At 56.5% G+C, this 13278-nt stretch carries 10 protein-coding genes; 6 read left to right on the top strand and 4 right to left on the bottom strand.

What is annotated here, in order from left to right:
- Positions 1-4: 4 nt before the first annotated feature.
- The gene (ascF, locus tag B3041_RS01520) at positions 5-1447 is read right to left on the bottom strand and encodes a PTS cellobiose/arbutin/salicin transporter subunit IIBC (RefSeq protein WP_292968669.1); all 1443 of its coding nucleotides are present in this window, start codon (positions 1445-1447) and stop codon (positions 5-7) included.
- Between the two features lie 237 nt (positions 1448-1684).
- Between ascF and B3041_RS01525 the strand changes: the two genes are divergently transcribed.
- Complete coding sequence (locus tag B3041_RS01525; RefSeq protein ID WP_065647423.1) at positions 1685-2713, top strand: LacI family DNA-binding transcriptional regulator; 1029 nt, start codon at positions 1685-1687, stop codon at positions 2711-2713.
- Here the strand turns inward: B3041_RS01525 and B3041_RS01530 are convergent.
- Positions 2707-3381 carry a GntR family transcriptional regulator gene (locus B3041_RS01530; protein ID WP_292968670.1) on the bottom strand — a complete coding sequence of 225 codons (675 nt, stop codon included), beginning with the start codon at positions 3379-3381 and terminating at the stop codon, positions 2707-2709. The genes B3041_RS01525 and B3041_RS01530 overlap by 7 nt on opposite strands.
- A gap of 113 nt (positions 3382-3494) precedes the next feature.
- Here B3041_RS01530 and B3041_RS01535 point away from each other — a divergent pair, with 113 nt between their 5' ends.
- From B3041_RS01535 to B3041_RS01550, 4 genes are read left to right on the top strand one after another with little or no spacing between them, the layout of a single operon-like run.
- Positions 3495-4175 carry a DUF2848 domain-containing protein gene (locus B3041_RS01535; RefSeq protein ID WP_065647421.1) on the top strand — a complete coding sequence of 227 codons (681 nt, stop codon included), beginning with the start codon at positions 3495-3497 and terminating at the stop codon, positions 4173-4175.
- A 14-nt stretch (positions 4176-4189) separates the two neighbouring features.
- Positions 4190-5539, top strand: coding sequence for an amidase (locus B3041_RS01540; RefSeq protein ID WP_292968671.1), 1350 nt, complete (start codon positions 4190-4192; stop codon positions 5537-5539).
- Complete coding sequence (locus tag B3041_RS01545) at positions 5532-6167, top strand: DUF4286 family protein (RefSeq protein WP_065647420.1); 636 nt, start codon at positions 5532-5534, stop codon at positions 6165-6167. Before B3041_RS01540 ends, B3041_RS01545 begins: the two co-directional genes overlap by 8 nt.
- Positions 6160-7491, top strand: coding sequence for an MFS transporter (locus B3041_RS01550; RefSeq protein ID WP_292968672.1), 1332 nt, complete (start codon positions 6160-6162; stop codon positions 7489-7491). The genes B3041_RS01545 and B3041_RS01550 overlap by 8 nt, the downstream gene beginning before the upstream one ends.
- Here B3041_RS01550 and B3041_RS01555 read toward each other — a convergent pair.
- Positions 7486-10056: a bifunctional diguanylate cyclase/phosphodiesterase gene (locus tag B3041_RS01555; RefSeq protein ID WP_240484862.1), complete on the bottom strand. Its 2571-nt coding sequence runs from the start codon at positions 10054-10056 to the stop codon at positions 7486-7488. The genes B3041_RS01550 and B3041_RS01555 overlap by 6 nt on opposite strands.
- Positions 10057-10499: 443 nt before the next feature.
- Between B3041_RS01555 and B3041_RS01560 the strand changes: the two genes are divergently transcribed.
- A complete protein-coding gene (locus B3041_RS01560; protein ID WP_065647417.1) occupies positions 10500-11570 on the top strand; it encodes an acyltransferase family protein in 1071 nt (356 codons plus the stop codon).
- Between the two features lie 33 nt (positions 11571-11603).
- Here B3041_RS01560 and B3041_RS01565 read toward each other — a convergent pair whose 3' ends face one another.
- On the bottom strand, positions 11604-12890 hold the full coding sequence (locus B3041_RS01565; RefSeq protein ID WP_292968674.1) for a methyl-accepting chemotaxis protein: 1287 nt from the start codon (positions 12888-12890) through the stop codon (positions 11604-11606).
- Between the last annotated feature and the right edge of the window lie 388 nt (positions 12891-13278).

A 13278-nucleotide genomic window follows, 5' to 3' on the forward strand; every position in this document is an offset into this window, starting at 1 on the left:
ATCATTAACGGGTAGGGATGGCAACGTTTCCGGTTGCCGGCTGCGGCTTCTCTGCTGGTGCGGCAACAGGAATATCCTCAAAGCCGAGCAGCAGCGTCAGCACAAATGAAACCACTACAGACAGCACCATGACGCCGCCAACCCAGACAATGCTCATGGGATTAGCAGGATCAAAAAACTGAACGCTGGTAAACAGGCCCGGTGAAGCCATAGAGTGGCTGGCGAGTCCGCCGATGCCGGCCACTGCACCGCAGATAAAGCCGCTGATCAGGCTGGCGATCAGCGGGCGGCGCAGCCGTACGGCCACACCGTACAGCGCTGGCTCGGAAATACCGGCCACAATTGCAGAAGCGGCGGCGGCAAAAGCAGTCTGTCGCAGCTCCGGATTTTTGGTTTTAAACGCGACCGCCAGCGACGCACCGCCGAGCGAGAGGTTGGCACCGATCTCTGACGGCATCACCATGCCCTCTTTGCCGGTTTCAGCGATGGTCTGAATAATGGTGGGAGTAAAGACGCGGTGCATACCGGTCATTACCAGCAGCGGCCATAGCGCACCCATAATGGCGACCGAAAGCCAGCCCAGATAGCCATGAATGGTATAGACCAGAGCAGAGATGCCGCTGCCAATCCAGATCCCCAGCGGCCCGACAAGCAGAATCGCTACCGGTGCGGCCAGCAGCACAATCAGCATCGGCTTGAGAAAGTTTTTGGTGACGGCAGGGGTAATGCGATCAACCCCGCGTTCGATCCAGGAGAGGAGCCAGGTCATCACCAGTGCGGGGATCACCGTATAAGTATATTTCACCGCGGTTACCGGAATAAACGCGAACTCCACTGCCTGACCCTGCGCGGCTTTCGCCATCAGATCGATGAAGTTGGGGTGCACCAGCACACCGGCAATAGCGATCGCCAGCGACATATTGGTTCTGAATTTAAGAGCGGCTGATGCAGCGACCATCACCGGCAGGAAAAAGAAAGCGCCGTCGCCAATGACGTTGAGAATAATCAGCGTGGAGCTGCCTTTTTCCAGCACGCCGCCCATCTCCAGCATCATCGCCAGCAGCTTAACCATCGAGCCACCGATGATAGCCGGGATCAGCGGTGACATGGTGCCCACCAGCGCATCAAGAATACCGGCCCCGATACGGCGCAGCGTGATTTTACGGGCCGGCGCGGCTGCCGTGGCAGAAGCATCTGGCGTGCCGAGCTGCTGCACAGCCTGATAAGCGAGGTTCACGTCATTGCCAATGATCACCTGACACTGGGTATCGGTGTAGACCACGCCCATGACGCCCGGGATCGCTTTTAGCTCTGCGTCATTGATCTTCTCACGTGCGCTCACAACAAAACGCAGTCGCGTCATACAGTGGGTCACTGCCGTAATGTTCTCCAGACCGCCAAGCGCAGCGACAATAGAACGGGCGGCATCAGCGTACTTATTCGCCATGATGTCTGTCTCAGTTTTCAGGGTAAGAGTGTCCGGCAGCAGGCTGCCTGTTTTTTATTCATGAGAAACCGGTTTCACAAAATCATGAGGCGTGTAAGTGTTCGGGCAAGGTATTTAAAATTTAATGTTCTCAATTGTGACGCAGATCAGATGCCTTCGGGCGGGGCAAAACATAATTTCTATGCGTTTCCTGATACTTAGGTAAACTCAGAGCAGGAGACCCTAAACAGGCAGATTATGACCACCATTACTGAAGTAGCAAAACGCGCGGGTGTATCAAAAGCGACAGTGTCACGCGTCTTGTCAGGCAACGGCTACGTCAGCCAGGATACGCGGGAAAAAGTGTATGCGGCCATTGCCGAAACCGGCTTCCGGCCTAATCTGCTGGCGCGCAATCTGGCGACGCGCTCCAGCCAGACAATTGGTCTGGTCATTACCAATACCCTCTACAGCGGCAGCTATTTTACCGAGATGATGCAGCATTCAGCACGCATGCTCGAGCAGCAGGGACGCCAGCTGTTGCTGGTCGACGGCAAACACAGTGCGGCAGAAGAGCGGGCCGCCATTGAATTTCTGCTCGATCTGCGCTGCGATGGCGTCATTATTTATCCGCGCTTTCTTTCCATTGAAGAGATGGACAGCATCATCGCTCAGCACCGCCATCCGATTCTGGTGATCAACCGTCGCCTGCGTCAGCACACCAGCTACTGCATCTTTGCCGATCAGCACGCCACCAGCGCGGCAGCGGTTGAGCAACTTATCCTGCTGGGGCATCGCGAGATCGCGTTTATTACCGGATCGCTGGATTCGCCAACCGGACGCGAGCGCCTGGCGGGCTATCAGGCGGCGCTGGCGAAGCATGGCATTGCGTTTGATCCCGCCCGGGTGGTGGAAGGGCGCTGGCAGGCGGAACAGGGCGTCAGGGCTATTGAGCAGCTGGTAGCGCAGCAGATCCGCTTCAGCGCAGTGGTGGCAGGCAATGATGAAATGGCAATCGGCGCGCTCAGGGCGCTGGCCGCTCAGGGAATTGCCGTGCCGCAGCAAGTGGCGGTGGTGGGGTTTGATGATATTCCACTCGCGCCGTATACCATTCCGTCGTTGTCGAGCGTAAAAATGCCGGTGACAGAGATGATCCATGAAACCATTGCCCGTCTGGTTGCCATGCTTGACGGCGGCGATCTGAGGCCCGGTGCGCCGTACACCGGCACGCTTATCCGGCGCGAATCCCTGGCTGCAGGCCCCTGGTTTTCCCGCGATGATCAGTGATTAAGCAGCGCCTGCCGGAAGGAGAGAATATGCACCCGCGTAGCCGCTTCCGCCTGTTGTACATCACCCTGCTCCAGCGCAGCAATAATCGCTTCATGCTCGGCGATCACCTCTTCCATGTGCCGGACGCTGGAGAGCGTGGTGGCCCAGAAGCGCTGTGCCTGGGCATGAATAATGCTCAGAATATCGGTGAGGCGCCGGTTTCCGGCGATCTCCGCCAGTCCCTGATGAAATTCCCGGTCCAGCAGCATCATCGTCTCTCTTTCATGCGCCGCACCGGCATGTGCGATTTGCTGATTAAGCTGTCGCAGGGTGGCAATCTGCGCGTCACTGATACGTGCCACAGCCAGCCTGACGCATAACGCTTCATTTACCAGCCTGACTTCAATCAGTTCAAGTGCATCATCAATAGAGAGCGGCGAAACCATGACGCCTTTACGGGGAATGATCTGCAGCAAACCCTCTGTAGCCAGCCGGTGCACTGCCTGGTTGACCGGCGTGCGCCCCATCTGCAGATCTTCCATCACCTGGGCCGTATTCAGATAGTCGCCGGGTTTATAACGCAGCGTGATCAGGCGATGTTTAAATGCCAGATAGGCTCGCTCATTCAGTGAAAGCGTTTTTCCCTCCGCCTGCGGGTTCACATTTTCAGCCATTACGTCACTCATTACGCACATCCTTTTTTGGGTACTGAGACATATTACACAAAAACCTGGCATGAAATTGGCTACTTTGAAATCACAGTGAAATTTCACAGGCATTTCAAGCCGGGAGAAAAACCATGCAGCTACGTTTCACCACGCAGGATAACCCGCCTCTGGCGCTGGACGTTACCATCAACCGACTGGTTATCGCGGGCTGGGCCGGCCGCGATCGTGAGGCCGTATTGCACCATATCCGTGAACTGGAGGCGCTGGGTGTGCCCGCTCCTGGTGCAGTGCCGCTGTTCTATCGCGCTACGCCGACGCTGCTGAGCCAGCAGGCGAACGTGGATGTGGTGGGAGAGCAGACGTCAGGGGAAGCTGAGCCGTTTGTCTTTTTTCACAAGGGGGAGTGCTGGGTTTCGCTTATCTCTGACCACACCGATCGCCATCTGGAAACCTTCAGCGTGGCGCTTTCAAAACAGGTATGCGTTAAACCGGTTGCGCAGCAGGCATGGCGCATGGCAGAGGTTGCCGCACACTGGGACCAGCTGGAGCTGCGTGCCTGGATAAAGGAAAACGGCGACTGGGTCACTTACCAGTGCGGCACGCTTGATGCACTGCTCTCTCCGCAGGAGCTGATGACGCGGTTCTCCGGTAAGGCGAGTGAAGAGGAGGGATTTGCGCTCTCCTGCGGCACGCTGTCGGCAATCGGGGGGATCCGTCCCGCTGCAGCGTTTCGCATGGCGCTGCATGACCCGGTGCTGAATCGCACGCTGGAACACAGCTATTCGCTGTCCACTCTGCCGGTTATTGCCTGATGGAGACGCGCCTTATGACAACCTTATGGCAGGCAAGCCAGCAGCTGCAGGTCGGCGAAACCACATCGGTGGCGCTGACAGCACAGGCGCTGGCGGCAATTCAGGCGGAACAGGGCGAGGGTACGCGCGCGTTTACACAGGTGTGGGCAGAACAGGCGCAGCAGCAGGCGATCGCTGCCGATGCGCGCCGGGCGCGCGGTGCAGCACGCTCACCGCTCGATGGTGTGCCGGTCAGTATTAAAGATCTGTTTGACGTCGCAGGTATGCCCACGCTGGCCGGATCACGGCTGCCCGGTTTTTCTCCGGCGGCGGCAGACGCCACTGTTGTGCAGCGTCTGCTGCAGGCGGGCGCCGTGATCGTAGGGAAAACCACTATGACGGAATTTGCGTTTTCCGGTCTGGGTATTAATCCGCATTACGGCACGCCTGCCAACCCGTGGCGGCGGCAGGAAAAACGCATTCCGGGTGGCTCATCGTCCGGTGCGGCAGTGGCCGTTACTGATGGTATGTCAGCCGGCTCCGCAGGCACGGATACCGGCGGCTCGGTACGTATTCCGGCCGCACTCTGTGGTCTGACCGGCTTTAAGCCCAGCGCCAGCCGTATCGATCAGCAGGGCACGCTGCCGCTGGCACCGTCGCTCGACAGTATCGGCACGATTGCTCATGACGTCCGGAGCTGCTGGCTGCTGGATAGCGTTATTGCCGACGCGCCGCTGACGCCTGAGCCGCGCAGTCTGGCTGACGCCCGGTTCCTGATCCCCCAAACCCGCGTGCTCGACGGGCTGGATGAGAGCGTCAGCGCAGGCTGGCAGCGCGCGCTCAAAATACTGCGCGAAGCGGGTGCGACGCTGACAGAGCAGCCGATGCCTCTGCTGGACGAGCTGGATACCCTCAACGCGCGCGGCGGTATCACCGCGTATGAAGCCTGGCAATGGCACCAGGCGTGGGTGGAGAGCTATCCGGCAGCGTACGATCCACAGGTGCTGCTACGGATCCGGCGCGGCAGCGCGCTGACACAGCAGGACGCCGCGCAGCTCTATCAGCAGCGCCGGGCGTGGCAGCAGCAGGTCAGCGCGGCCCTGTTGCCTTTTGACGCGCTGCTGATGCCCACCGTGCCGCTGATCGCCCCCACCATTACCGAACTGGAGGATGAAGAGCGCTACCGCGAAGTCAACCTGCTGATGCTGCGCAACACCAGCGTGATCAACATGCTGGATGGCTGCGCCATTTCACTGCCCTGTCATACGCCCGGCGATGCGCCTGTCGGCCTGACGATCGCCTCAGTTCATAACCAGGATGCAGCGCTGCTTAGCTGGGCCGCTGCTGCCGAATCTGCCCTGCAACGGAGTTTATCCCATGAGTAATCCCCACGGTATGCTGTTTGTCGCCACCAATGTAGCACCCGAAGATGAGGCTGATTTTAACCAATGGTATGACCATGAACACGTTGAAGAGCGCGTCGCCATCGAAGGCTTTCTCAGCGGCACGCGCTATCGTGCCGTAGCCGCTGCGCGCCGCTATCTGGGCCTTTATGAAACCGCCTCCCTGGAGACTTTTACCAGCGCCGCTTATCACGCCGCCTTTACGCGCCAGACGGAATGGTCAGTCGCGAATCTTAACCGGATGATTGATCCGATGCGGCGGGTTTGCGCCGTGACGCACCGGCATGGCCGGGGTCAGGGCGCGCACCTTGCCATGTTGACCCTGCCCGCAGGTCCTGACGGCGCGGCGCTGCAGGCGTGGCAGCAGCATCTGCAGCAGGTACCGGGCTATATCTCCTCCTGCCTGCTGACGCCGGATGTGTCGCTCAGCACGCCGTTGCCGCGCGAAACCCATGCCCATCGTCCGATGCAGTCCATGCTGCTGCTGCACTGTGCTGATGAAACCGCCTGCATCGCGCTGGCCGATCGGGCCGCCCAGGCATTTCATGCTGATGCCGAGCGCTATGCGCTGAGCTGGCAGCTTACCCGACAGGAGATCTCCTATGAGTAATAACGACTCCACTCTGCCACAGGTATCACAGCCTGACGTCACGCACTCTGCCGCTACAGGCGCAAGTAAAACCCGGCGGCTGGCCGCTGCCAGTTCCATCGGTACGGCGCTGGAATGGTACGACTTTACCGTTTACAACATCATGGCGGCGCTGGTGTTTAACCATGTCTTTTTCCCCAGCTTCGATCCGCTGGTCGGCACCATTCTGGCGTTCTCAACGTATGCCGTTGGCTATGTGTCCCGTCCGGTAGGCGGCTTTATCTTTGGGCATCTTGGCGACGTGGCCGGGCGCAAAGCGGTGCTGGTTACGACGCTGGTGATCATGGGCGTCACGACTGCCCTGATGGGGATGCTGCCCGGTTACGCCAGCTGGGGGATCTGGAGTCCGGTGCTGCTGGTCGCGCTGCGGTTTATTCAGGGCATTGCGCTGGGCGGCGAATGGGCTGGCGCAGTACTGCTCTCGATGGAACACGGTGAAGCCAGCAAGCGCGGGCGTAACGCCTCATTTGCGCAGGTAGGGCCGTCGTGCGGTACGCTGATTGGCACCGGGTTTATCACGCTTGTGACCCTGTCACTGAGCGGTGAGGCCTTTCAGGAATGGGGCTGGCGCATACCGTTTTTGCTGAGCCTGCTGCTGGTTATGTTTGGGCTGTGGCTGCGCCGGGGTGTTGATGAGACACCGACTTTCAGGGCAATGAAACAGGCTGATAAAACCACTCAGGCCCCGCTTAAAGAGGTGTTTACCCATCATCGACGTGCGCTGCTGATTGCCGGTGGTTCACGTATCGGCTCTGATGTGCTCTATGCGCTGGTGGTGGTCTTTACGCTGACCTACGTGACCACGGTGCTGCAGCTGCCGCGTCCGTTAGCGCTGCTGGCCACCATGCTTGGTGCCATCGGCAATGCGATTACGGTACCGATGTTCGGCGCCTTATCCGATCGTCTGGGCCGCCGTCCGGTCTATATTGGCGGTGCAATGCTGGGCGTGATCTGGAGCTTTGTCTTTTTTGTCCTGCTCGACAGCTCTCAGCCGGTGCTGATTGTACTGGCGGTGATAGTCGGGCTACTGATCCATGCGATTATGTACGGTCCGCAGGCAGCTTTTGTGACCGAGCAGTTTCCCGGTCATGTGCGCTATGCCGGCTCCTCACTCGCCTACACGCTGGCCGGTATCATCGGCGGCGGCTTTGCGCCGCTGATTATCACTTCGCTATACCGTGAGTCGGGTAGCACTCTGTGGGTATCTCTTTATGTGTCCCTGGCGCTGCTGATCACGCTGCTTGCCCTGTGGAAAGCGAAAGAGACTGCGCACAAGCCACTATGAATGTCGCTGGCGAGGGACCGCCGCATTTTTCCGCATCGGATTATCGTCCGGCACCGTCATCACAATTTGTGCCAGCGGACCCGGACGTCCAATGTAGTAACCCTGTACCGCGTCGCAGGCAAGCGCCTGCAGCTGCGCCATATGTCCGGGGGTTTCCACCCCTTCAGCCGTAACTGACAGCGAATAGGCTCTGCCCAGCCCAATCATATTCTCCACGACCTGACGCGCCTGTGGTGATTCACCCAGGGGGAAAATAAACGATTTGTCGATCTTAAGGCCATCAAACGGAAACGCGCGCAGATAACAGAGCGAAGCGTAACCGGTGCCAAAATCGTCAATCAGAAATTTTACGCCGAGGGCTTTAACTGCCTGCATGGTCGCCAGCGTTTTTTCAGGATCGCTCAGCAGTGCGTTCTCTGTGACTTCTATCTCCAGCCGGTGATTGGGCAGGCCGCTGAGCTGAAGCACCTGCGCAATACGTGACGGCAGCGCATCATTCTGGAGTTCCGTCGCTGAGATATTGACTGATACGGATAGCGCTGGCTCAAACTGAACAATATCGCTGCAGGCGCGCAGCAGCACCCAGTCGCTTAGCGCGCTGATCAGGCCGGTCTCTTCCGCCAGCGGGATGAACTGATCGGGCATCAGCAGACCCAGTCGCGGATGCTGCCAGCGTACCAGCGCTTCTACTGCTGTGACCTCTCCGGCTGCCAGCGCATAGCGCGCCTGGTAAACCAGTGCCAGCTGTTCACTGTTTATCGCATCGCGCAGTTCATGCTCCAGCTCGCGGCGCTGCACAATTTTTTCTTCCATATCGCGATCAAAAAAGACCCACTGATTGCGTCCGCTATTTTTCGCCTTATACAGAGCAATATCGGCATAACGCAGCAAATCACTGGCGTTATCGGCATCCTGCGGCGCCAGTGCAATGCCCAGACTGGCCCCGATGTGCAGCGTGTTGTCACAGACCTCAAATGCGTCATTGATACGCGCTATCAGCTGCTGACACAGCGCGACAATACGATCGCGGCTGTTCATTTCAGGCAGGATTGCCACAAACTCATCGCCCCCCAGGCGCGCCACCAGTCCGTGACTGCCGAGGCAGGCGCGAATACGGCCCGATACTTCATGCAGAACCTTGTCGCCTGCAGTGTGACCATAGATATCATTGACCGGTTTAAACTTATCCAGATCGATCATGATAATCGCCAGGCGATGTTGCGGATCGGATGGCAGACTGAGTTTTCCCGTCAGGAATTCTTGCATCTGCACCCGATTAGCCAGCCCGGTCAGCTCATCAAAATGGGAGAGGTAGTGCGCCCGCGCCTGCGCCTCATACTCCAGCGTGATGTCCGTAGCGCTGCCGCGAAAACCGCTGACGCCCTGAGTCAGCATCACCTCTTTCAGCGTCAGGTTGCAGTAGCGCATGTGTCCCTGCGCAGAGCGATAGCGGCAACCGGTCAAGGTTAGCTGGCCGCCGGACTGCTGAAACAGCATCAGGCGGCTGCGATATTTCTCGTAATCAAGCAGAAAATCCGCCAGCGTCCGCTGTATCCACTCCTGGCTGCTGAAGCCGGTTACTACCGGAAAACGTCCTGAAATCCAGACCAGACGCAGCTGGCTGTCCATTTCCCAGATCCAGTCCGTAGTGGTTTCTGCGATGTCGCGAAAGCGCCGTTCGCTGGCGCTCAGGGCGAGCTGGCTCTGTCCCAGTAACCAGGTGCTTTCATCATTAAGCTGCGCTTTGCGCAGCGCGCTGCGCATCAGCATCAGTGCGGTAAACAGCGAGAGCAGCATAATCAGCACCAGCAGAGGCAGTAATCCTGTCAGCAGCGCACCGCCGGGATTCGCGCTGCGCCAGATCAGCGCAACCTGCTTATCACCCACAGCGATCAGCAGGTGCGGAGAGGCAGGCCGGGCAGCAGGTGATGCGTCCAGATGAAGATTGTGAATGCCATACTCCTGACCCAGCTTAAGCAACTTCTGTGGCGTCAGGCGATCTGTGAAAACCATTAGCGAGGGCGGGCCAGGCAGCGTCGTTACGCTGCGGTCGCCACCTGGCGTAATCCATGCCGCGCTATACAGCGTAAGCTGCGCGTCCGCCAGTACGTAGTCACTGATCGCATTGCCCGCGCTCGCCTGCAGCTGTGCTTTAATGCGGCGCAGCGGATCGGTGCCCAGCCAGAGGGCAAGTGAGCGCGCTTCCGGCCGGCCACGGATCACACTGTAGCGCGTTTCATCCTGCGGCGAGATCACAAATACTCCCTCATAGGCGAAGGTATCAAACAGCGACGCGCCAAGATTCTGATTATCCCATGCCCAGCGGCGGTTCAGCGTGCGGTGCAGGTTCTGGTATGCCTCACCCCATCCGGCATTATCAGAGAGGTGAAACTGCATCACCGCTTGTCTCGTCTGAAGCGCCTTATCCAGCAGCAAAGATTGCTGGCGATCCGATTGCTGATTTAAATCGCTGGCGATAAACATCAGGCTGATAAACGCACCGGTAAAGGCCAGCAGGATCAGTAATACCATCATCATCATTGGCTGACGGATCAGTCCACGCATTTGCCCACGTGAGGGGGAGTCGACAAAAGAGGTCTTCGCTATCATAGGCTTAATACGCTGAGTAAAATGACATTACAAAAGTATGTTCAGGTTATCGGCATAGGTCAGTAAAACCTGATGCATAAGCGCGATTTTACGCCGCGACAACCCTGCCTGAGAGCCAGTGCGAAAAAATATGCAGGCTGTAAAACTGAATCTGACGGGGCATAGTTAATGACCGGCCCTGAATAAACGTGCGCTCCGGTTCTTCAGCACAAGTATAGTCAGCTCCGCAGGCATGATGGGGGAGCAAAATGACTGAAATGTGTGGCCATAAATTTTTATAACGCTTTTCTTTTTAATTAAGATAATTTTAATCTTAATAGGAATAAGCCTGATTGATTGTAAATCTGTGTCAGTGATAATTTGACTTATGTCTACCTCTTACTTTTACTGAGAACATCATGCAGGCTCGTATTACTCACCTCGACGGGATGCGCGGTTTAGCTATTCTGATGGTTATCGCCTATCACGCCTGGGCGCGCTGGCCAGAACTGCTGCCTTATGTCGCCGCTACTCAGCATCTGCCGCTATTTTCTTTTGGCTGGGCTGGTGTGCAGCTCTTTTTTATGATCTCGGGCTTTGTTATTTTTATGACGCTTGATAAATCAGAGAGCTATATTAGCTTTCTGCAAAAGCGCTGGCTGCGGCTATTTCCGGCGATGTTAATTGCCAGCCTGCTGCTCTATATAGCCGGAGGATTTTTTCCGGAATGGTCGCTTATGACTCCCTATGCGAAAAACCTGCTGCCGGGGCTACTGTTTATTAATCCTGAGACGCTGACGCAGTTAACCGGCATTTCGTTTCACTCTATGGCGGGCTCATTCTGGTCGCTCTACGTTGAAGCGCTGTTTTATCTGATTATCGGCGCTGTCTATTTCACTGCGGGACGTAAATTTTGTCTGCCGGCGCTGATTCTGCCGATGCTGTTACTCTCTGCTGCTTCAGTGGTTAAGTCACTCGGTTATCCGCTGCTGGTGGACATTATCTCCAAACTGGGATTTATTCATTACGCCTGGTTTATGGTGGGTTGCCTGGTCTATGAACGCTTGCACGGACGCGACAGACGCTACCACTATCTGCTGGTTGCGCTCGCGCTGCTGATTAATTTTAGCTACTACGTTAAGAACAGCGGGGCAGTTGCGCTGATACCGCTGGTAGCGGTGCTGCTGTTTTTTATTGCCAGCTTCAGAATGACGCGGATCCAGCATTTCCTGTCACTGCGACTGTTTACCGCTACAGGTTTCATCAGTTATGCCCTCTATCTGATCCATGAAAATTTGATGATAGCGATGCTGATTAAGGTGAATCACATTATTAAAAGTGACACTGTCATGATGATATTGCCGCCGGTTATGGTTATTGTGCTGTCAGGTGTAGCTTACCTGATCACCCGGTACGCAGAGCCGGCGCTGCGCCGCGCGCTGCAGAAAAAACGGCTGCCGGCCACACCGGCCACGGGCAGCGACGTTTGACAGTGAGCGGGAAGCGACAGCCTCCCGCCCGTTTCAGACATCAAGGCGGTGAATAACGTTAACAAATTCGTGAACGCCGCTGTTAATCTCGCGCAGACTGCGTGACAGCATGCCAATTTTCTCCTGTTCCGCCATCACAAATTCCCGCACTTCGTCCAGCTGCTGATACATCTCTTTTATCAGCAAGCTGTTCTGTTGCACAACGTCGGTGATTTGCCGGGTAGCGCTGGCAGTGGAAGCGGCCAGCCGCCGCACTTCAGCAGCAACGACGCTGAAGCCGCGGCCTGCTTCACCTGCACGCGCTGACTCAATAGCGGCATTCAGCGCCAGAATATTCGTTTGCGATGCGATAAGATTAATGCTGTTAACCACCTCGCCAATGTTCCTGGCAGACGCATTAAGCTGCATGCCAATTTCGGTTGCTGCATTAACCCGCTGAGCCACCAGACCTGAATTGCGCACCGTTTCATCCAGCACGTCGTTGGCATTGTCGGTGATCTGTGAGGTTTCGCCTGATGTGGTCAGAGCGATATCCGCCACCCGCTTAGCCGCTTCCACGCGCGCAGTGATGTCAGAAGCGATTTTGATCACTTTATAGACCCGGCCATCCGCATCCACAACCGGGTTATAACTCGCCTCCAGCCAGATGCGCTCACCGCTGGCGGTTTTACGCTCAAAACGGCCGACAAAATGTTGCCCGCGGGCAATTTTTTGCCAGAAATCGGGATGAAGATGATAAAAATCGTCATAGCAGAAGAGGCGGTGATGCTGGCCGATAATCTCTTCGCTGCCATACCCCATATGCTGCAGAAAATTGGCGTTGGCGCTGAGAATTTCACCTTCAGGCGTAAACTCAATCACCGCCATGGAGCGATCAAGTGCAGTGATGATCGCCTCTTTGTGTTCCAGTTCCTGATGGCGCGCGGTGATATCACTGGCGACTTTGATCACTTTATACACCCGGCCTTTATCATCGCTGACCGGAAAGTAGGTGGCGCTCAGATAAAAGCGCTGCTGCTGACGATTGAAGCGCTCAAAAATGCCGGTGATCGACTCTCCCTGCGCCAGCGTCTGCCAGAAACGGCGATAGCTTGCTGTCTGGCTGTAAACCGGCGAACAGAAGAGACGATGATGCTGGCCCTGGATCTCCTGCAGCTGATAACCCGTCAGTGTCAGAAATAACGCGTTAGCATCAACAATTTCACCGTCCGGCGTAAATTCAATCCAGGCAACATGCTGTCTGATAGCATTGATATCACGATGAACGCCAGCGCTGTGACTGAACGGCAGCGTCAGGCGTGAAGTGTTCACCCCAAACATAGATGACCTCTGTCAGATAGTGTGCAGTTAAGTAGCGCGACTGCTTCAAAAAGGGTCGCGTAATTTCATCCAGCAAAGAGCGTGTGTCGCGCTGTATGTTTTCCCCTCACTTTCCATGTTGTCCTGAGCACTGGCAGCCGTTAAGCGAAAACGGGCATCAGTCAGGGGGCATTTTTAATCAGTTCAGGTTCCTGGTGCTGGCAATTAAGGTGATGCTGAATCTATGTTATCGACGGCAAAAAACAAAAAATGAGTAAAAATTCTAATTAAAATGCATTGAGGTAATTTTACCGTCAGACGCCTGAGGAGAGTGAGGGTGCCGCTCTGTCAGGTGCTCCAGCGCTGCCGCAAAAAACGCCAGGCTTCTTGTTAAAAGGGTAATTTAAAT

The organism is Pantoea sp. UBA4549, assembly GCF_002387285.1.
Classification (GTDB): Bacteria; Pseudomonadota; Gammaproteobacteria; order Enterobacterales; family Enterobacteriaceae; genus Pantoea; species Pantoea borealis.